Raw genomic sequence first — 19,945 nt, forward strand, 5'->3', positions numbered from 1 at the left:
ATGAGGCGTTACCAAGGCATGGTGTTTTCTCAAGCGAGAAAGGCATTCCCGACAAAGGATGAGGCAGAGGATTTTACTCAGGAAGTCTTTTTGAAGGCATACGAATCGCTGAGTACCTTTCGTGGAGAGGCGCAGATTTCTACCTGGATCTATCAGATTGCTCGGAACGAAATCTCAAAACATTTCAAAAAAAAGAAACCTGAACATGAGACACTCGAAGAAACGCATGGCACAAAATCCAAAACGGATGTAAGCCAAGGATTTATTGACCAACTCGTAAAAGAAGAAGATGGAAATCTGTTACGATCTCTGATCTCAAGATTACCTGCAGTTTATCGCAAACCCATCATCTTACATTATTTTGAAAATATGAGTTTGAAAGAGATATCGAGTGATATGGACATCAAACTGAACACGATCAAAAGTCATATCTCTAGAGGCAAAGAATTGATTCGCAAATGGTGGCATCATGAAACGTAACGCCCCCTCAGACAAAGAGAGTTATTTTATAAGTCCCGATCCTTTTATGAAAAATCAGCCTGGACCAACGATGGTGACTTTTAAAGTTCTAAATCAACTTTTACCTTTCCATTATATGATCTCTGGATTTTTATTTTCTGTGACCTTGTTTTTTATCCCTCTCGGCACCTTATTTCTCGCTCATCATTTTTTTGATCTCACTACAAATTTGATGCCCATCATCATCAGTTCTAGTTTGTTTTTCTGTTTTTACTGTTTGCTTTTCGGATTTCTCATCATCAATGCACGAATTCCTTTCCTAAAAGAGTGGAAAGAGAAACTTGGATTTACTGAGGTTTGACTCGTCTGAATCGTCTTCTCGTCATTTTACTTTTCCTTTCTTTTGCTCCAGCTTACAGCACGGAACCGGTGGCACTTCCATCTGCTAAAGAATTTCTCAATATGGATTTGGACCAGTCGCTCCCTTTTATGGAAGGACTCTCAAAAGAACAAACCAAAGAACTCATCACTTCCCTGAGACAAGAAGCGAAGGCATCTTATCCCAAGATCGATCACTTTTACTTTCTCATTTCTCATCTTGAGGAAGTTTCAGCCATCGAAAAAGAACAAGCACGACTGAAGAGTTTGCTTTGGGTTTTTGGTTTGGCTTTGGTATTATTTTTAGGCTTCCTGGGGTTTTTACTCCTCCGACAAAGGCAGGCACTTAAAGATATCGAACATATGACAGAACCGTCATAAGGGAAAATTTGTAATCAATTTGTATTCGTAATGAAACATGAATCCACTACACTTGATGCGAAACATGAAAATTCTTGTAGTAGATGATGAAGAAGATATCGCTGAGCTGATCCAATTTCATTTGGAGGAAGAGGGATTCCAAGTAGAAGTCTGCCACAATGGTATGGAAGTTTTTCCGCGTCTTGAGAAAAATCTTCCGGATGGCATCATACTCGATCTTATGTTACCTGGCATTGGCGGTATGGATCTCTGCAAACGAATCAAAGAAAAATACCCACACATTCCGATTTTGATGGTTACTGCGAAAACAGGCGAAACTGACGTAGTGTTGGGTCTTGAACTTGGTGCAGATGATTATATAAAAAAACCATTTAATATACGTGAATTGGTCGCAAGAGTAAGGACTGTTACACGAAGAAATGCAGAACAAGCCTACAATGAAAATCTTGCACCCATCTCCACAGGTAAAATTCAAATCAATCCAACAGCTCATAAAGTGTATGTGGATGGAAAAGAAATAGAACTTACGCTCATAGAATATAAGATTTTACAATTATTTACTTCTAATCCTGGCGTTGCTTTCTCACGTGATAAGTTACTCGATCGAATATGGGGAAAAGATGTTTTTGTCACAGACAGAACTGTGGATGTAAACATCAAAAGATTAAGAGATAAATTATTAAGCGAAAAGGAAAGACTTGAAACCATTCGTGGAGTCGGTTACCGATTCCGGGATGCGTAGCTTTTTCTCCACATTACTTCTATTAAACTGGGGTTTACTTTTATTCCTCATCATACTTGCGATCGGTGTCATTGCTGCATTAGATTTAATCGCGCCTGGTTTTCGCCCGCTACTTCTTTTTGTTTATGTACTCATCGCGATCTTTGGAACATTTTACGTTTCCTTTACGATCGCCCGCAAAGTCACCGACCCGCTTTCGATGATCGAAAAGAAAACGAAGGAAATAAACGCCGGTGATTTTGGAGTCGAGTTGTCCTCTCCAGAAATTTTAGAACTTGCGAACCTAACCGTCTCCATCAATGAAATGGCAAAACGACTAAAGAACCAATTCCTGGATCTGACAGTCGAAAAAGAAAAATTTAACTCTCTTTTACAGAATTTAAAAGAAGGTGTTTTTGCCATTGATACAAAAAAAAAGTTTTTATTTCTAAATCGAAACATACCACCTAACATTATTTCTGAGAATTCACAATTTAGTGAGATTAAAGCCTCAATCAAAAATAAAGTACTGCTAAGTTTTATAGAATCCAAATTAAAAAAGGGAATTGAAGGTAGGACAGAATTTCAAGAAGGAAATCATTTTTATAATGCTCGTATTTATCCTATCAAATCTAACGACATGATCCACCTTCACATAGGCGTGCTACTGGATATCACAGAAGATAGACAGAACCAATTGATACGTGAACAATTTTTTCAAAATGCTTCCCATGAATTAAAAACTCCAATTACTTCAATCAAAGGTTATGCAGAAACTCTGGATTACAAACTCCGACTTGAACCAGGTTCCAATGAGAAAAAATTCCTAGATGCAATACTAAGAAATACGGAGAGATTAGTTAGAATCGTGGAAGATATGTTGACGATATCTCGACTTGAAAATCACCAAACAATCATTCAAACAAAAAGCTTCTTGCTTCTCGAACTTGTTAAAAACGTTACCGATTCCGTTGGAGTCATTCTTTCGAGTAAAGAGCAAAATTTAAAGATTGAAATTGATCCAAAATTAAAATTTGAAGCCGATATGGTTTTGATTGAACATGTACTCGTCAATTTGATCTCCAATGCGTCTGCCTATTCTCCGAACGGTTCGGAGATCAAAATTCGAGCAGAAGAAAAGATCGATAAATATATATTACAAATCATTGACCAAGGAATCGGAGTATCGCCTGAGGATTCCGAGCGCATTTTTGAGCGATTTTTCCGAGTGGATATGAATCGCTCTAGAAAGGAAGGAGGAACTGGGCTTGGACTATCCATCGTGAAACACATTGCTCGATTGCATTCAGGTGAAGTCAGCGTAAGTCCAAATAGTGAAAGAGGTTCTATTTTCACTTTCGAATTTCCAAAAAAATAGATACTAATCGTTGCCGATTTATTTTGAATTTATGACACTGGTAATGTCATTATGAAATACCCTAAAGGTTTCTATTCTTTCGGCCGAAACATCGGTATTAAAGATCATACACTCGATTTCTCAGTTATTTATGCAGACAAAGTATGTAATTCAGCAGCGGTCTTCACTCGAAATAATTTTCCAGGCGCTCCTATCATCGTTGGACGAGAACACATTTCCAATGGGCTGCTGCAGGCGATCGTCATCAATTCAAAAAATGCAAATGTTGCTACAGGAGAAATGGGGATTCAAAATGCTAAAGATATTTGCACGACTCTTGCGAAATCTTTGGGCATCGATCCAAAGAATGTTCTCCCTTCTTCAACCGGCGTCATTGGAGTACCCTTACCTATAGAAAAACTACTAGAGGCTTGCAAGACTGCGAAAGAATACCTAAAGGAAGGTAATTTAGAAGTAGTAGCTGAAGCGATTATGACTACGGACACTCGCAAAAAAATTTCTTATCGAGAAATCCAATACGGCACGCAAACGGGAGTTATCTATGGTATTGCGAAGGGAGCCGGTATGATAGAACCTAACATGGCGACCATGCTTTCCTATATCATGTCAGATTTTTTGCCAGAATCTGGTGATCTAGCTGGAATCTTAAAGGAAGTCGTAAATGTTTCCTATAATTGTATTACTATAGATTCGGATACTTCAACAAGTGATACGGTAGTTCTCATGTGCTCTGGTTATGCGGGCACTATTCCTGACTCCCTTTTCATCGAAAATTTAAAATCGATTGCGATTGATCTATCAAAGAAAATTGCCAGAGACGGAGAAGGAGCCACAAAATTATTAGAATGTACCATTCAGGAAGCAAGAGATGAAAGCCAAGCTACCAAGATCGGCAAATCAATTTTAAACTCTCCTCTTGTAAAAACTGCCATTTATGGAGCAGATCCGAACTGGGGTCGCTTTGTCATGGCCATCGGAAAGGTTTTTGATGAACCTATTCCATATGAACAACTTCAAATCTATTTAGGCGGGATTGCGGTCAAAGGAGCTGACAAAGTCACAAAAGACAAATTGGCCGCGTATTTGAAATCAGAAGAAGAAATTTTCATTCAAGTTTCGCTTGGTGCTGGTAATGTAAGTAAAACTTTCTGGAGCTGCGATTTAACTGAAGGTTATATCAAAGAAAACGCATATTATACAACATGAATTCGAAACAGATTTCATTGTTCTTTAAAAAAATATTACCTTCGAGTTACCAACTCAAAGTATCTTTAACAATAGTATTGTCTAGAACCTCGTATATCATTCTTGTTTTTTTTACTTATTATCTTATCTTAAAACAAATTCCGGATGACTTAACATACGGCTTAGAGATGTCTTTTGTTTTAGTATCGGCTGTTTCCATTTTAATTTATCTTCCACTTGTTGAGAGACTAACAAAGTCGTTACGGATAAGATTTTTGTCAGAGTATTTAACAGAGGATGCAGAATCTTTTCGTCAGGCGATCAAGCAGTTTAATTTAGATGCCCTAATCAAGCATGTTTTTCCAGATATGGTGAAAATAACAGAAAGCCATTCAGGCACCATTGCAATTCTAATGCCTGATGGAACTTTTGACTTTCATACTTATTTTCGGGGTCGCCAAAAAAAACTAAGTCCTACAAAACAAATCATCGTTAAACAACATTTTAAAGAATACCTAAAAAATAAAAAGGAAGGTTCTTCTGTAACAGATGCGATTAATTCTCCCGACATCAATAGCGACTTTATGGAATTACATGCAAACTTTATCTATCCGTTCCTCTTTCGAGAAAAATTGTTTGGTTTTTTGGCAGTATCTAATATTCCAAACGCTGACGCAACAAACACATTGTCTTTGTTAGCAGGTCAATCGGCAGTAACGATACATAACCATATATTGTCTTATCACATTGCAGAAAATAAAAAATACAGAAAGGAAGCTGAGTATGCAAATCGAGTACAGGATCTATTAGAAACAGGGACCATTCCTGAACTTCCAGGATGGAAAATCAATGCATACCCTAGAACTCATGGAAACCTTGTAGAATTTTTTCAAGTAGAGGATGGCTCATGGTATTTTGTCGTACTTAACGCAGGACGAACCTACCATCATATTGGGATCATCCTTTCTTATATTTTGGGAGTCGTCTATTCTCAATCTCAACTACGAATCCTAAAAGGATTTGCTGACATAAAACAGCTCATTCATACAACCTTCCAAAAGCTGGAATGGAAAGATAAATATGAACTTATCATTGGAAAAATTGATTTTAACGAATTATATCTCATTCAAGAAGGAAGGCAGTTTAAAATCATCAGAGAATCAAACGATGAGGAAGTACTCGCGAGTGTAGGTTGGAAAAATCGCATTCAATTAGATAGGGGTGCAATTTTAGTCCTTCATGCGGGTCAGCCTATCCTAAGATTTAGTATAACGGATCACAAAAAATGAGAGAATTATCGATTACTATTTTTTCATCCTTTATATTTTTTTTGCTGATATTCTTCTCTTTCATAGGCATTCAGGAAACATCTATTAGGCTCCCATTTTTTTATTATTCCTCAGGCCTAATTGTAAATGTCGGAGAATCTTATCATGACATCTGGGGAAAACAAATCGCTCAGGAGGATATTTTAAGCTTATCAGAATCAAAATCCTTAGGAGTCGGTCAGAAAAAGGTCGTAAGGATCATTGATGAATTTGGAAACGTGGTAACGAAAGAGTATGAGTTAATAGAATTTTTCAAACTGGATATCTTAAAAAAATTCTATCTAGATTTAATTTTAGCTTTTTTTAGTTTATTAACAGCAGTCTATTTCTTTTACACAACGCGCGATGGTCTGATCTTCTCTTTTTTCCTCAATTTTTCGGTAATTTTATTTTCAAATATTTTCCTGCTAACGTATACCATTTCGATTTTTCCGCTGTTCTTCTCGATTTATTTTGGTGCCTTCTTAAATTATCACCTCATATTCCGTTTGCGAGGAAAGGAAATTCCATCAAAGTGGCTCCTTCCCCAATTTCTGATTGCCTTCGTCATAGCGATCGTTGCAAGCCAAGAAAATCCATACTCAAAGATACTTGACCAAATTGCTAACATGGGTCATATGATAAATCTCTTTTTTGGAATTATCAATATCGTTTTAAATACGAAAGATATCATTAAAATTAAACCCATAGGTGATGCACTTTATAAAAGAATCTCTTTACTCATTGCGCTTTGCTTATATATCTCTGTTCCAGTTTCCATGATATTGTTCAACGGGCAACCTTGGTTTCATGTTTCCCGATGGCTTTTCTTTTCCACTTACATCTTCTTTATCATTGGATTTTTCTATGGAACATACAGATATACCTTTGTCCCTTCATTTGTAATCTTCACGCCAACACTCATCACTTTATTATTGGTAACGATTTCTTCTTTATCCTACATATTATTAGCACTGACAGTTGACTATCTTCTCCCACTACCGTATATCAAAGATCGCTGGTTTTTAAACATACTCTTGTTATTTATTTTAACGTGTTACATGATTCCTATAAAACTTAAGATTAAGGAATGGATCGATTATTGGTTTTTTGAAAAAAATCCCATATTAAGTCATGGTATTGAAAAAATTACCAGACTCATTACAGAACCTATATCGATGAGAAAGACAATCCTTTCCATCAATAAGACGGTAATGGAAACATTAAATGTTTCTAATATAATAATCCTCATTCCAGGTGATCAATTCGCAAGGACAGATCTCCGAAATGTCAATTTCATGCGAATCCCCTCTCAATCTGAAATTTGGAATTTTTTTGCAAGTAACGATCGAGTGACTGTTACATCCCATTTAGAATATGGAATCGGACTTCGGGAGACACTTTATAATTTTCTAAAAGGATTAAATGTGCAATTGGCCTTTCCCGCTTACGGACACTCCTCAGATCGTAAAATGATTAGAGCTATGATCCTTTTAGGTGAGAAAGCAGATTCTAATTATTTTTCGATCGGAGAGTTAAAATTCATAAATGAAGTCGTCAAAATCACGGCAATGCTCATCGAAAATTACAGCTTACTAGAAGATGAAATTCAAAAGCGAAAAATCGTACGGGACATCCAAACAGCGACAATCGTAGATAACACACTTCGAATCATTGCACCAAGCGAAATTAAAGGGATTGAATTTGGCTATATGAATCGGCCAGCAGTTGGCATTTCTGGGGACTATTTAGATATCATACCAATCTCTCCCACAAAAATGATTATATTGTTAGGTGATGTGGCGGGTCATGGACTTGGAACTGGTTTTCTAGTCAGCGCGATTAAAGGGATCGTGCGCGAACAGTTACGCAATGGAACTTCGTTGGAAGGGCTTTTTCGAGAAATCAATTCATTCTTCCGAGCTCGGTATAAGGGAAGTGAATTTATGACTTTACTTGGTGGTGTTTTAGATTCAAACGAAAAGACCTTTCGATTCATAAACGCGGGTCATTTAGCGCTTTTACAAATGAACCCAAATGGGCAGATTCTCACCCATGCCAAAACCCAACGAGTCTTGGGTATATTGGAAACAGACTATCATGCGCAAGAACTCAAAATGACATCCGGCACGAGACTCTTTTTATTTTCGGACGGAATCACAGAAACTTTCGGAGAAAATGATGAATTGTTCGGAGAAGAGCTATTGACTGCATTTTTGCAAAAACACGCAAAGATGCCGATTAAAGATTTACCCATGGCTTTAGAGAATACGATCAATCAATTTCGAGGAGACCGGGAAGTTACTGACGATATTACATTTATCGCTCTTTCTTTTGCCTCGGACTAGCCGATACTAAAAGAGATCATGTCGGATAAACCACTTAAATTCGCCATCTTTCTCTCCCTGATTCTTAGCCTTGTTGCTTTTTGGGACCACCAGATTACTTCCTATCTAAAAGATTTTGTAGTCCTCATTCATGAAATTTGTCACGCGAGTGCTGCTTTATTTACTGGAGGCATGGTGAAGGGGATTGCACTTCATGGCAATGAAGGTGGTGAAACCATTGCGATACCAGCCTCATTCCGTGGCTCTTTTATTCTTGTCGTCTCCGCAGGTTATATCGGTTCTTCACTCGTCGGAGGACTCCTGCTTAAAAGTGGTTTCTCTGGACATAATGCCAGACAGACGCTTATTCTCTTTGGCCTTTTACTCATTACTGTGAGTGTTCTTTATTCAAAGTTAGGTGAACTTGCATACTTTACAGGAATTTTTTGGGGATTGGGGATTCTTGTGACGGGTATGTTAGGTGAATCGATCTCGATTCTGGCACTTGTTTTTTTAGGTACGAGTATTTCTCTCTATTCTATTTACGATCTCTCAGATTTCGCAGACAAGCTTCCTGAGACAGACGCAGGCATTCTTGCCTATTGGATGTCTGGACTTTCCCCTGAAGATTTGAACGCAGAAGAAACACCTGTCGCTGTACTATTTCTAGGATACCTCATCGCCTCGCTATGGTCCCTTCTCAGCATCGGGATCATTTACTACTTTTTGAAAGGATCACTCCATGAACATCGGCATGAGGAAGATCACACGGCTACCAATGCATTGGATTCCTTCGAAAGATTTCCGGGAGATCTCTCACCAGAGGCAAAGTTGTGGCTAGAAAAACGGGGGGTAGACCCAGAAAGTGGAGTTGTCATCCCTCCCAATTTACTTTTTGATCTACCTCCAAAAGACAATTGAACCGAAGGGATTGGTTTTTTTTAATTTGCGTAGGAAAGTAGATTCGCAAATATAGAATCTTAATGGCAAAACGTATACTGATCACAGGTGGGGCTGGTTTTATCGGTTCTCATTTATGTGAAAGACTTTTGAACGAAGGAAATGAAGTCATCGCCCTTGACAATTTTCATACTGGTCGAAAGCAAAATCTCGCTCATCTCCTTTCCAATCCAAGATTTGAACTCATCCGACATGACATCACCGATCCGATCAAGCTCGAAGTGGATCAAATTTATAATATGGCTTGTCCGGCCTCTCCTGTTCACTACCAGAGCAATCCGATTAAGACCATCAAAACAAATGTGATCGGAATGACCAATATGCTCGGGCTAGCCAAACGTGTTGGTGCCAGAATCTTACAGGCCTCTACAAGCGAAGTTTATGGAAATCCTCTCGAACACCCCCAAAAGGAAAGCTATTGGGGAAATGTAAATACGATTGGCATTCGCAGTTGTTATGATGAAGGAAAACGTGTTGCTGAAACACTTTGCTTTGATTACCATCGCACCAACAAAGTTGATATCAGAGTGATTCGCATTTTCAACACCTACGGACCACGAATGATCCCAGATGACGGACGTGTTGTTACCAATTTTATCGTGCAGGCCATACGAGGTGAAGATATCACCATTTATGGCGATGGATCGCAGACTCGTTCATTCTGTTATGTGGATGATTTAGTAAATGGTATTATAAAAATGATGAATACTGATAACTTCATCGGTCCTGTAAATTTAGGAAATGATGGAGAGTTTACTGTAAAAGAACTTGCAGAACTTGTAATCAAAGAAGTTGGTACAAAATCAAAAATCATTTATCTGCCTTTACCCCAAGATGATCCGACAAGAAGAAAACCCGACCTAACATTAGCGAGAGCTAAATTGGAATATACACCGACGGTTCCATTAGTTGAAGGAATCAAAAAGACAATCGAATATTTTAAAAAGAGTTTACAAACATGAAAATTGGCGCCATTCAAGAACCCTCAGCAGAGAATCGAGTTTCGATTACTCCGGATATCATTGATGCACTCAGTAAATTGGGATTTACCGTTTCTCTGGAATCAAAAGCAGGCGAAAGAGCTTACTTCTCGGATGCAGATTATGAAAAAGCAGGAGCGAAGATTGCGTCTCGCAATGAAATACTCTCGAATTCTGATATCATTGTATCTATACACGAGTTAGATGCAGCATCTGCAAAACAAATTGGAAATAATAAGTGTTATATTGCTACTCTTGCACCTCTTGCTACTCCACAAAAGATGAAAGACCTCGCAACGAATGGAGCTAAAATCTTTTCAATGGATATGATTCCAAGAATCACTCGTGCTCAATCTATGGACGTTCTGAGCTCACAAGCAACGGTCTCTGGCTATAAAGCGGTCTTACTTGCAGCTTCTAATTACAGTCGTTTTTTTCCAATGTTAACGACTGCGGCAGGTACGATCACACCTGCTCGCGTTCTCATTTTGGGTGCTGGTGTTGCTGGATTGCAGGCCATTGCTACATCCAGAAGACTCGGTGCCGTAGTAGATGTTTTTGATACGAGGCCAGAGGTAAAAGAACAATGTATGTCTTTGGGTGCTAAATTCGTAGAAGTCGAAGGAGCAGCTGATGCTTCAACCAGCGGAGGCTATGCGGTGGACCAATCTGAAGACTACAAACGTCGCCAAAAAGAGGCCATTGCCAAATTCGCCGAAAAGGCAGACATCATCATTACGACGGCTCTCATTCCAGGTAAAAAGGCTCCTGTTTTGATTACCAAAGAAATGGTGGAATCAATGCGTCAAGGTTCCGTTATCGTTGATTTAGCGGCCGTTATGGGTGGGAACTGTGAAGTAACCCAAAATGATAAAACCATAATGCATAATGGAGTTACTGTGATTGGAAACTCGAATCTTCCTAGTACACAGCCGATGGATGCGAGCAAGATGTATGCAAAAAACATTTTGAATTTCCTAAAACTGTTTGTGAATAAAGAAAAACAGTTTCAAATCAATATGGAAGACGAGATTATCAACACCTGCCTAATTGCCGATGCTGGATCGATTCGCCATAAAGGAGTCTTGTCTCTTTTAGGATGAAACTCTTAACGCAGGGTTGATGCTTTTTCGCCCTGATTTAAGACCTACTTTGTCTTAATTTGTTTTTGGTTGGGTTCTCCAACGTCTGTGAACCCAAAAATACTGCTCAGGATATTTGCGTACTTCACTCTCCAAAGTACGCGTCCATAATTCAGTGTAGTGTCTTAGAACCTCTTCCTTCGTTGGATATAATTTTTTGTCTACAAATCCCAGGTCCTTTACTCGGACAATCACCTTGCCGTCTTCACCGCTCAATACAGAATAATACAACATCTTTGCGCCCGTTAAATATGCCATGAGAGCAGGTCCTACAAAAGTGGAGGCTTGACGGTTCATAAACGGCACGAAGATACCAGCCTGACCAGCATTTTGATCGGATCCAAAACCTACCCAATATCCAGCCTTTAGCATTTTAATGACTTGGGATGATTCTTCAACGGGAACAAGAACAATACCATTTTTTGCTCGCATATCATGAAGTAGCTTATCTACAAAAGGATTTCTAACTTTTTTATAGATCCCTCCTCCTTTCATACGTATACCCAGAAATTGTACTAGAATTTCCCACGTTCCAAGATGACCAGAGATTAGCACTACACCTACACCTTGTCTCTTGGTCTCATCTTCAATGGCCAAACTTTCAGCATCTAAAATTAGATACTTATCAAGCCACTCTTGGGTCATCCTCGGAGCCCAAAGTGTATGTGCCAAAAGATGACCAAGATGATCAAAATGTTTTTTAACCAAATCTCTAATTTCTTCTTCTGATTTTTCTGGAAATGCAAATTTTATATTCTCAGCAGCAATTTTTTGATGCTTTTTTGCCAACGGAAAAATCAATCTTGTTAGAAATACTCCGTAAGACAAACAAAGCTTATATGGTAATATTTTAAATGGCAGGTAAAAAAGATAAACCAAACAAAAAGTTAAAAATTGCCCGATGAGTTTCATTATTTTTCCTTAAATCAATGGAAGTAAATATAAAAGTATTTCAACGCGAATATTCCCATCATACCCATAAGAAATCCGATTATCCAACCGCCTACAATATCGCTAATGAAGTGATGAAGTGTGAGCAATCGTCCAACACCTGCAAACAAACTAAATAATAAAAAAAAAGGTGTTTCTCCAAATCCAAAAACAAGAAGCGTTCCTACTACCATAGAGTTTGCACTGTGCGCTGATGGAAATGAATGTTTCATATCAGGATTGTTATCTGTTTTTCCCATAACACTAATTAGAGGTCTCTTTCTTGCGAAATACTTTTTTAGAAATAAAACAAATCTATCAGTTATAAAAGTAGTAATCATGACTAATGGCAATGATATATATAAAGGAGCATATTTGTTGCTAAGGATCATAAGTGGCAGCAAAACTAAGGCAAAGGCTTCACCCCGGTTGATCCGCGAAAGCCACCAAGATAAGGTGGGGTGATGTAGGTATTTTTTTATCCAAAGAGAGGCATCCTGATCATATTCGGAAATAGTTTTCATTTCGTTAGCTCTATTGAAATCTTTTCTAAAGCATTCTCGAATGAAGACTCCTCTTGTGTTCGATTGAGCATGTCCTTTAGACTTACTGTTTTCTTAGCAATTTCTTCTTCGCCTTGTAATAGAATCCAACGGTATCCTTTCTTTTCTGCATAAGATAATTGTTTTCCCATTTTCTGGCTCGTAAGGGATAAATCGACTGCGATACCAGCGTTTCGAAGCTTGGTCGCCATAGATTGACATAATAAAAAATGAGCCGAATCTAAAAGCGGTATAAAAACAGTATTTTCATTCGATAGACTAGGTAACAAGTTATGCGTTTGCAAGAAGTTTAGTAAGGTGACGTCTCCTAATCCAAACCCAGTTCCAGAAAGTTCATCATTGGAAAATAACCCGATTAAATTATCATACCGACCACCACCGTATAAGGATCGTTTATTGGCTGGACTCGTATCAAATATTTCAAATATAAATCCTGTGTAATAATCAAATCCACGAACTACGGAAGGATCGAAGTCGACCATATCCCCTAGGCCTATACTTTCTAAATCTTTAAAAAGATCAGTCAAAGTTGAAATGGTTTCTTGTTTTAATCCTGGGATATTCGAAAGGTCCGAAATTTTCGAGATCAGAAATTGATTGATCTTCTCAACAGCTCCAGGATTTTCCGGAATCGTCTTATTTACTAGTGAGATATACTCTTCATTGGTGATTTTGTTTTTTTTATCTAATATCTTAGAAACTTCATGGGATTGGTCGGATCTAAGAGCTAATCCTTCTTTAAAGAATTCATCTAACAAGGCCCTATGAGAAACTTTTACTCGAAAGCTATCTCTGCTTGCTCCAAATGCAAATAATATATCACATGCCAAAGATAGAATTTCTAATTCCGCGTAATGATGAGTTACTCCAAAAAGATCGACATTAAGCTGCCAATGTTCCCTTAATCTTCCGTGACCAGGCTGTTCATATCTCCAAAGATTAGGAATAGAAAACCATCGAATGGGGCGAGGGAGATCACGTAGTTTGCTTGCCACCATACGCGCAACAGTTGGAGTCATCTCGGGACGTATGGCAACTTCTCGTCCGCCTTTATCAATAAAATTGTAAATTTGTTTCCCGACAATTTCCTCGCCTGTTTTAGCACGGTAAAGATCCAGAGATTCGATCATGGGTCCGTCATACTCTTCATATCCATAAGACCTTACGACTTTCTTCATGACAGAAAATAGATAATTTCGAATTTTCATGTCTGCAGGGAAAAAATCTCGAGTCCCTTTATAATTTTCTGTGGTTAGTTTTTTTTCTTTCAAATGAGGCCTCAAATGCCCAGGAATATTTAGCTAAAGAATGTAATGAGACTATAATAAATGTCTTTTGCTTTTTTGTCTCCACTCAGTCCAACAATCTGACAACCTATGACAAAATAATCTTTTACTTCTTCCATATGTTTTAGCTCCACTGCCATCCGAAGTGGAGCCTGCATTTTAAAATTTACATCGAGAGTCATAGTCGGTTTAACTTTGAGCGCTTTAAAAATCTCACGATCGCGAATCTCAATCGACAGACCGCCTCTGGATACATTAAAAATATTTTGTTTGATGTCTAAAACATGCGTGTTGGAATCCATGATTCGTTCTTGGAATGTCGCTTCAACTTCTTTATACTTCTCATATACTTCATAGGGGACAGGTGATTTTTCCTGTTCCATGGTTAGATAGGCAAAAAAATGCAAATCATTCATTCGAATAAAGATCGGATACATGATAAAAGAATCCATTTTCTTTCTTTTGTATTCCGCAATCTTATCTTCTAGAATGAAATCCTCTTCAAATGATGTTTTAAGATCGAAAAACTCATTTGAACTTACTGATTCCATTGCATCAGCATTAATTACATAAATTGGTTTTTTCTCTTCCTTCAGCAACTGCACTTCTTCGCCGAGTTCTGTATTTGCGAGAAATACAACTTTTGATTTTGGATAATCCTTTAATAAATTTCGATGAATGTCTGTCAGAATTACTTGTGAACTAACTCCTGTAAGTTTTGAAAAATCGATATTTGTTTTCGCAATTAGGAAATTTGATGCAAGTACATTGCCATAGACTTTACTATTTCTGTCTTCGGATCTCGTAATTGATGTTTGTTTCGGGGAGATCAGTTTGCCTAAAAGTAAGCTGTCTTTCTGGCTGATGAGCTCATATTCAAGCTCAACGTGATAGGAAGGTGTTGTATAGATTACGAAGGATTTACCGGGAACTTCGAATGCGACCTCCATTTCAAAAATATGCGAGCCGTCAGGACGATTTCCCTTAAATTTCAGTTTTACCTCAGAGTCAAAACCTTTTAGATACAATCCCTCGGCGCTCATCCTTGATTTGAAAAAATCTGGAAGATTTCCCGCAGCGGCAAGAGGGTCGTATTTTCGATCCGTTTGAAAATGTGTTTTAATGGGCTGAATCATTTCACTCTATTTTCTTAAAATTAACTCTTCGATTTTTTGCCCGACCATCTTCCGTCTCATTTTCCGTCATTGGTTGGGAATAATAATAAGCCTGAATTTTCATTTTCTCTTTGGCTACACCTTTTTCGCGAAGATATCGGTAAACCGCCAGGGCTCTATCTTCGCTGAGGGCGATGTTATACTCTTTATTGCCAACATTATCAGTATGTCCACCGATCTCGATGATTTCATTTTTGTTTCGAATCAGGAAGTCTGCAAGTAAATCGAGTTTCTTTTTATCCTCATCACTTATAATTCTCTCATTAAAAGGAAAATAAATGATCGTGTTATATAGGCTATCATAATCGTTTAAGTTTCTTAAGTATAGAACTGTTTCCTTTCCTTCTAACTCAGGAATTTTGGTGACTGGAAAAATGAATGTATCTTCTTTATATCCTTTTGCCTTCGCTAGTATTTCAAACCCGATCATAGGAACAGAATTCAATATAAAAGCATTATCCTTAGAGGGAATCATTTTTCCTTTTCGTGTTACATCGTCAAAATAAATCAACTCTGCATTGGGAATGAGTAGATCTGTCTTCTTATCTTTGACAACAAACTTGATTCCTTTGATCGTTTTATCTGGTCTCTCATCCTTGAGCGGTCGAATCGGAAGAAGGATAATGCGTGAGTATTGCTCTTTATTCTTACCGACATTGCCTCGCAAATCTAACAAAAGTTCAGTAGGTTGGAATCCTGGCGAACTGACCTCCACACGGTAAAGTTTTCCTGTTTTGATCGTGGTTTTGAAATTTTCCTCATTTTCGCCTGTTAGATCGCCACCGATACGTTTGGAAGTTATGATTTGAATCGGTTTCTTCTCATCATAAATTTTTAAAGTAGCGTCAATTCCGATCATCAATGCTTCTGATCCATCAAGTACAAGTCCACGGAAAATAAATTCATAACTCCTTCTTAGGTCTTCAGGAACTTGGGTTCGATAAATGTCAAATTGTCCCTCCCCACCAGGTCGATTTGAGGCAAAATAGAACCAAAGATCATCAAAAGTGATAGAAATTCCTTCGTTATCACTCTCCTCCCAAAGACTATAAGTCGAATAATCCGCGGGAGTATCAAATGGAAAGCCTGTCGAATTTCCACTTAGTTCTTGTTTTGTGTTAAATGGGGTTCCGAGTAATGTAGGTTTTAGAAATTGATTCGTAGCTTCATCAAATTCGGAAAAATGAAAACTAAACTTATTGTGTTTATCATCTCGATTCGAACTGAAATAAATTCTATTTCCGTCCCAATGGTAGTAAGGACTGATTTCATCTTTAGCAGAATTGATGATACTTCCCATTGGGATCGGTTTTTGCCAAACACCATCTGAACAGTTAAGAGCTGGTTTATCCCTTTCTATTTCTTTTTCTTCTAATTTTGTAATGGGATTCCTTTTTGAAATCCATAAATCATAACCGCCTCTACCCCCGGGTCGATTCGAGGAAAATACCATATTGCAACCATCAGGCGAGATTGCAGGCATTTTATCTTCAAAATTGGAATTGATTTCATTCAGATGGACAGGCAAAGACCAAAGTCCTGTCCTCGGATTTACTTTCGTATAATAAATATTTAAACCATCATAACCATCTCGATTTTTTTTTCGATCACGGGGATCTTCATACCGAGACGAGGTAAAATACAATTCATAAGGTTTTTCTTCTTCATTGAATAATACTGAAAACATCCCTTCAAAATTCGGAGTGTTCAATTCACGAAAATTTTTAGGGGCATCCCACTCTGGTGTTTTCATCCGGTCAGGATAACTTGTGTTTTCACTCACCCAAATATCCATCCCCCCTTCCCCGCCGGGACGATTGGATTGAAAGACTAAATAACGACCGGTGGGAGAAATGATAGGATTGTATTCTACATTTTGCGTATTGAGTGGGCCATAAAAGGGAACGTCTGCGACCTTGGGTAGTGGTTGAGAACGTAAGCCCATGCCAAATATCATGAATAAAAAGAGTGCTTTTTTCATCTGCCTTTACCTTCCTTCTATCGGCCTCTTGGAATTTTCTGCCAAGGTAAAAAAAGAAGGATTTGTCAGCTTATCCTTGAAAGTGGATCCTTCTTTCATGAGTGAATGTTTTGGAATTTTAAATGTGACGGAAGATTCCTTTTCCGACGGCGGAGCCTTTTTAAATCCCGAAAATGCAGAAAGACAGGCCATCGAACTTCTATCTAGTGGTTCCGACTGGATCGAAATATCTGGCCAATCCTCCAATGTACAAGCGCAACTAATTACCGAGGAGGAAGAATGGAACCGTATACGATCGATTCTTCCCTTCCTTTCCAAACAAAACATCCGGATCAGTTTGGATAGTTTTAGACCAGCAGTACAAAAAAAAGGTCTGGAATACGGTGTTCATTGTTTGAACGATATCTCTGGATTCACGCATCCAGATGCAAAATCACTTTTGCAAGATGAGCTCGCCAAACGGGAATCAGTTTTTTTAGTCGTCATGCATTCACACACACAGGGAATCGCCAAACAAAATTCCTCTTTGACACCTGCCAATGTGATGGATCAAATTCGTTCTTTTTTTCTCGATCGGCAAAAAGAAATAAAAAGTTGGGGAGTGCGGGAACAACGGATCTACCTCGATCCAGGGATGGGTTTTTTCCTCAGTGAGGATCCAGAGGTATCTTTTACAGTTTTAAAGAATCTTGATAAACTTCTTTGCGAATTTCCCCGCCTGATGGTTAGCGTCTCTCGCAAATCGTTTTTAAGTAATGCGTTAGGTGGGATTCCACCATTGGAGAGAGAATTTGCAACTCTAGCGGCTGAAATCTTCCTTTTGCAGAAAAAAATACCATGGATTCGCACTCATAATGTCTTAAAAGTCAAGCAAGCGGAAGCGATTTTACAAAAGTTAGATCTATTGTCTGCCTGACCGAATCGCCTTTCTTAACTCTTTACTTGAAGCATCCAAAGTGGGAAAAAAAATCGAGTCGGGAATGGTATACCCTTGGCTTTTGATTTTGCGATAGTAAGGCAAAAGCGGTTCCCAGTTCGGATTGTCTTTGGTAAGTAACAGACAATCCCGCCATATCTCTAAAAATGTAATTTGAGATTTCTCATTCGCATTTGCTAAGTTGATCCAACGAAGTGCCTCAGTATAGCGACCCAGCTCAAAGTTTGCCTTTATATAATAAAAGTGAAAATCTTTATTCTTCTTCGCAGCAACGGATAGTGATTTCGCATAATCCAAAACAGTATGCCATTTCCCCATTTCTGTCTGTATCTCAACCATTCCATACAGCGCTTCCTCATGAAACGGATTCACTTCTAATATTTGATTCCAATAGCTTGCAGCAAAACTCAGGTTTCCTTGGGACATATAGTATTTAGCCATTTCTTCAAAGCTATATAATTCCCAGCCCTTGATTCTAGAAAGTGCATCTAAGATGATGACTCTTTCTTCCCAACGTAAGGATTTGTTTAAATCTTCTAGGATCGTCGTATATAAAATAGATCCTGGCTTAGGCGCTTCCGTCACGATTTTGATTTTTAGTGTCTCATATTCTTCTAATAAAAAATACAGACGTGATCGGTTTAAATGAGAAATGACAAGCGACGGATTCTTTCGCAGACATTCATCGAATGAAGTTTCTGCTATTTCAATCTGTCCTAGCTTGGCCGCTTTGATACCTTGCGAATTGCAAGCGAAGACAGGGCTATCTTGAGCCGGAAAAATAAACCCTTTGTCCGTCTCGATGATCTCCTGGTTTTTCACTGGATAGGTGCAATGCGCGAAAAATAGGAGGATGGGTAAGAGAAAATTCTGTTTCAAGAAGAGCCTGTCGGGTCCGTGTTTTCCTTCATCTTCTGGGCATAGACTAAATATTGCATCGCTTTTTCTGGGTTTCCGTTGAAGAGATAGAGCAAACTCAAATCCAGTGCTTCCTGAGGTTCTGGAGGGGTAAATTCTTCTGGGCTTTCTCTCGAAAGTTCTAATTTCGTCTGAAATTCTTTAAGCTTTTTCTTGGCAGTCCCTTGAATTCTTTCTAAACTTTTTTTCGATATCTCGTCTTCTTCCTGCCATGCATTCGCAAGAGTTTGGTTGAAGTTCGTAAATCCTGCATCTGTTTTAGCCATCTCAACTAACATATTCGCGGAGGCTTTGTAATTTCCTTGTTTGGCTAGAACTTCTGATTGGATTATTTTTAGTTGAGAGTTTCCTGGATATAAGAGCAAGTACCTCTCTAACATTCTAAGACTTTCTGGGTAACGATTCCTTTCGTAATAATACATAGCCAGCCCTCCTAAAGCCGATTTGTGATTCGGATCAATCTTTATCACATTTGTCAGATAAATTTCTGTTTTTTCATCAATCTCTAAGATTTGATAGATTTGGGCGAGAAGCAAGTGACCCAATACAAATCTCTTATCCAAATGTAAGGATTGTTTTAAAAATTGTATGGCCTTCTCGTATTCTTTTAAGCGATAAAATGATACGCCTACGTTATAATAATTTTTATAATCTGGCGATAGTTTGATCGCACGTAAAAAAAATTCTATGGCTTCCGAATGATTTCCACCCTTGGCAGCAATGGCACCTAAATTTTGATAGGCGAGATGAAAGGAAGTATCTTCGGCAATGATTTTTTGGTACGTCTCTTTTGCTTCTTTGAGCTTTCCCGATTTCTCTAATCGAACAGCTTCGTTGTATAGCGCCTGAGTTTCTGGGATAGCCATCCCTTGAAGTATCGAAAGCAAAATTCATTTAGGAAAGAAAATTCTAAAGGAAAACTGAAAAACCGTCCGAA

Annotated in this window: 19 protein-coding genes; 12 read left to right on the forward strand and 7 right to left on the reverse strand. The window is 38.3% G+C overall.

What is annotated here, in order from left to right; genetic code table 11:
- From EHQ58_RS07215 to EHQ58_RS07265, 11 genes are all read left to right on the forward strand, one after another.
- Complete coding sequence (locus EHQ58_RS07215; RefSeq protein WP_135623206.1) at positions 1-480, forward strand: RNA polymerase sigma factor; 480 nt, start codon at positions 1-3, stop codon at positions 478-480.
- Positions 470-820 carry a hypothetical protein gene (locus EHQ58_RS07220; protein WP_135623207.1) on the forward strand — a complete coding sequence of 117 codons (351 nt, stop codon included), beginning with the start codon at positions 470-472 and terminating at the stop codon, positions 818-820. The genes EHQ58_RS07215 and EHQ58_RS07220 overlap by 11 nt, the downstream gene beginning before the upstream one ends.
- The gene (locus tag EHQ58_RS07225) at positions 817-1,218 is read left to right on the forward strand and encodes a hypothetical protein (protein ID WP_246047211.1); all 402 of its coding nucleotides are present in this window, start codon (positions 817-819) and stop codon (positions 1,216-1,218) included. Before EHQ58_RS07220 ends, EHQ58_RS07225 begins: the two co-directional genes overlap by 4 nt.
- A 64-nt stretch (positions 1,219-1,282) precedes the next feature.
- Entirely contained in the window at positions 1,283-1,960 is a 678-nt protein-coding gene (locus EHQ58_RS07230; RefSeq protein ID WP_135623325.1) for a response regulator, read from the forward strand.
- Positions 1,953-3,317, forward strand: coding sequence for a HAMP domain-containing sensor histidine kinase (locus EHQ58_RS07235; protein ID WP_135623326.1), 1,365 nt, complete (start codon positions 1,953-1,955; stop codon positions 3,315-3,317). Before EHQ58_RS07230 ends, EHQ58_RS07235 begins: the two co-directional genes overlap by 8 nt.
- Before the next feature lie 51 nt (positions 3,318-3,368).
- A complete protein-coding gene (gene argJ, locus EHQ58_RS07240; protein ID WP_135623208.1) occupies positions 3,369-4,523 on the forward strand; it encodes a bifunctional glutamate N-acetyltransferase/amino-acid acetyltransferase ArgJ in 1,155 nt (384 codons plus the stop codon).
- A complete protein-coding gene (locus EHQ58_RS07245; RefSeq protein ID WP_135623209.1) occupies positions 4,520-5,791 on the forward strand; it encodes a hypothetical protein in 1,272 nt (423 codons plus the stop codon). The genes argJ and EHQ58_RS07245 overlap by 4 nt, the downstream gene beginning before the upstream one ends.
- On the forward strand, positions 5,788-8,157 hold the full coding sequence (locus EHQ58_RS07250; RefSeq protein WP_135623210.1) for a PP2C family protein-serine/threonine phosphatase: 2,370 nt from the start codon (positions 5,788-5,790) through the stop codon (positions 8,155-8,157). Before EHQ58_RS07245 ends, EHQ58_RS07250 begins: the two co-directional genes overlap by 4 nt.
- A gap of 18 nt (positions 8,158-8,175) precedes the next feature.
- Positions 8,176-9,057: a M50 family metallopeptidase gene (locus EHQ58_RS07255; protein WP_246047213.1), complete on the forward strand. Its 882-nt coding sequence runs from the start codon at positions 8,176-8,178 to the stop codon at positions 9,055-9,057.
- 62 nt (positions 9,058-9,119) lie between these two features.
- The gene (locus tag EHQ58_RS07260; protein ID WP_135623212.1) at positions 9,120-10,058 is read left to right on the forward strand and encodes a UDP-glucuronic acid decarboxylase family protein; all 939 of its coding nucleotides are present in this window, start codon (positions 9,120-9,122) and stop codon (positions 10,056-10,058) included.
- The gene (locus EHQ58_RS07265; RefSeq protein ID WP_135623213.1) at positions 10,055-11,179 is read left to right on the forward strand and encodes a Re/Si-specific NAD(P)(+) transhydrogenase subunit alpha; all 1,125 of its coding nucleotides are present in this window, start codon (positions 10,055-10,057) and stop codon (positions 11,177-11,179) included. The genes EHQ58_RS07260 and EHQ58_RS07265 overlap by 4 nt, the downstream gene beginning before the upstream one ends.
- A gap of 54 nt (positions 11,180-11,233) precedes the next feature.
- Here the strand turns inward: EHQ58_RS07265 and EHQ58_RS07270 are convergent, their stop codons facing one another.
- Genes EHQ58_RS07270 through EHQ58_RS07290 form a run of 5 tightly spaced genes read right to left on the reverse strand, consistent with a single transcriptional unit; the run spans position 11,234 to position 17,153 of the window.
- A complete protein-coding gene (locus EHQ58_RS07270; protein WP_135623214.1) occupies positions 11,234-12,130 on the reverse strand; it encodes a lysophospholipid acyltransferase family protein in 897 nt (298 codons plus the stop codon).
- A gap of 14 nt (positions 12,131-12,144) precedes the next feature.
- The gene (locus EHQ58_RS07275; RefSeq protein ID WP_135623215.1) at positions 12,145-12,672 is read right to left on the reverse strand and encodes a phosphatase PAP2 family protein; all 528 of its coding nucleotides are present in this window, start codon (positions 12,670-12,672) and stop codon (positions 12,145-12,147) included.
- Positions 12,669-13,982: a histidine--tRNA ligase gene (gene hisS / locus EHQ58_RS07280; RefSeq protein ID WP_135623216.1), complete on the reverse strand. Its 1,314-nt coding sequence runs from the start codon at positions 13,980-13,982 to the stop codon at positions 12,669-12,671. Before hisS ends, EHQ58_RS07275 begins: the two co-directional genes overlap by 4 nt.
- A 26-nt stretch (positions 13,983-14,008) precedes the next feature.
- The gene (locus EHQ58_RS07285; RefSeq protein ID WP_135623217.1) at positions 14,009-15,133 is read right to left on the reverse strand and encodes a DUF1577 domain-containing protein; all 1,125 of its coding nucleotides are present in this window, start codon (positions 15,131-15,133) and stop codon (positions 14,009-14,011) included.
- Between the two features lies 1 nt (position 15,134).
- Positions 15,135-17,153, reverse strand: coding sequence for an OmpA family protein (locus EHQ58_RS07290; protein ID WP_135623218.1), 2,019 nt, complete (start codon positions 17,151-17,153; stop codon positions 15,135-15,137).
- Here EHQ58_RS07290 and folP point away from each other — a divergent pair.
- The gene (folP, locus tag EHQ58_RS07295) at positions 17,128-18,069 is read left to right on the forward strand and encodes a dihydropteroate synthase (RefSeq protein WP_246047215.1); all 942 of its coding nucleotides are present in this window, start codon (positions 17,128-17,130) and stop codon (positions 18,067-18,069) included. The genes EHQ58_RS07290 and folP overlap by 26 nt on opposite strands.
- Here the strand turns inward: folP and EHQ58_RS07300 are convergent.
- Both EHQ58_RS07300 and EHQ58_RS07305 read right to left on the reverse strand, forming a co-directional pair.
- The gene (locus EHQ58_RS07300; protein WP_135623219.1) at positions 18,055-18,969 is read right to left on the reverse strand and encodes a tetratricopeptide repeat protein; all 915 of its coding nucleotides are present in this window, start codon (positions 18,967-18,969) and stop codon (positions 18,055-18,057) included. The genes folP and EHQ58_RS07300 overlap by 15 nt on opposite strands.
- Complete coding sequence (locus tag EHQ58_RS07305) at positions 18,966-19,895, reverse strand: tetratricopeptide repeat protein (RefSeq protein WP_246047216.1); 930 nt, start codon at positions 19,893-19,895, stop codon at positions 18,966-18,968. Before EHQ58_RS07305 ends, EHQ58_RS07300 begins: the two co-directional genes overlap by 4 nt.
- Positions 19,896-19,945 lie beyond the last annotated feature (50 nt).

The sequence above is a fragment of the Leptospira ognonensis genome (assembly GCF_004770745.1).
Taxonomy (GTDB): Bacteria; Spirochaetota; Leptospiria; order Leptospirales; family Leptospiraceae; genus Leptospira_A; species Leptospira_A ognonensis.

What these genes read in the sequence shown, in the direction of transcription:
- EHQ58_RS07215 (WP_135623206.1), top strand. Translation starts at nt 1, where the DNA reads ATGAGGCGTTACCAAGGCATGGTGTTTTCTCAAGCGAGAAAGGCATTC.
- EHQ58_RS07220 (WP_135623207.1), top strand. Translation starts at nt 470, where the DNA reads ATGAAACGTAACGCCCCCTCAGACAAAGAGAGTTATTTTATAAGTCCC.
- EHQ58_RS07230 (WP_135623325.1), top strand. Translation starts at nt 1,283, where the DNA reads ATGAAAATTCTTGTAGTAGATGATGAAGAAGATATCGCTGAGCTGATC.
- EHQ58_RS07235 (WP_135623326.1), top strand. Translation starts at nt 1,953, where the DNA reads ATGCGTAGCTTTTTCTCCACATTACTTCTATTAAACTGGGGTTTACTT.
- argJ (WP_135623208.1), top strand. Translation starts at nt 3,369, where the DNA reads ATGAAATACCCTAAAGGTTTCTATTCTTTCGGCCGAAACATCGGTATT.
- EHQ58_RS07245 (WP_135623209.1), top strand. Translation starts at nt 4,520, where the DNA reads ATGAATTCGAAACAGATTTCATTGTTCTTTAAAAAAATATTACCTTCG.
- EHQ58_RS07250 (WP_135623210.1), top strand. Translation starts at nt 5,788, where the DNA reads ATGAGAGAATTATCGATTACTATTTTTTCATCCTTTATATTTTTTTTG.
- EHQ58_RS07255 (WP_246047213.1), top strand. Translation starts at nt 8,176, where the DNA reads ATGTCGGATAAACCACTTAAATTCGCCATCTTTCTCTCCCTGATTCTT.
- EHQ58_RS07260 (WP_135623212.1), top strand. Translation starts at nt 9,120, where the DNA reads ATGGCAAAACGTATACTGATCACAGGTGGGGCTGGTTTTATCGGTTCT.
- EHQ58_RS07265 (WP_135623213.1), top strand. Translation starts at nt 10,055, where the DNA reads ATGAAAATTGGCGCCATTCAAGAACCCTCAGCAGAGAATCGAGTTTCG.
- EHQ58_RS07270 (WP_135623214.1), bottom strand. Translation starts at nt 12,130, where the DNA reads ATGAAACTCATCGGGCAATTTTTAACTTTTTGTTTGGTTTATCTTTTT.
- EHQ58_RS07275 (WP_135623215.1), bottom strand. Translation starts at nt 12,672, where the DNA reads ATGAAAACTATTTCCGAATATGATCAGGATGCCTCTCTTTGGATAAAA.
- EHQ58_RS07285 (WP_135623217.1), bottom strand. Translation starts at nt 15,133, where the DNA reads ATGATTCAGCCCATTAAAACACATTTTCAAACGGATCGAAAATACGAC.
- folP (WP_246047215.1), top strand. Translation starts at nt 17,128, where the DNA reads ATGAATAAAAAGAGTGCTTTTTTCATCTGCCTTTACCTTCCTTCTATC.
- EHQ58_RS07290 (WP_135623218.1), bottom strand. Translation starts at nt 17,153, where the DNA reads ATGAAAAAAGCACTCTTTTTATTCATGATATTTGGCATGGGCTTACGT.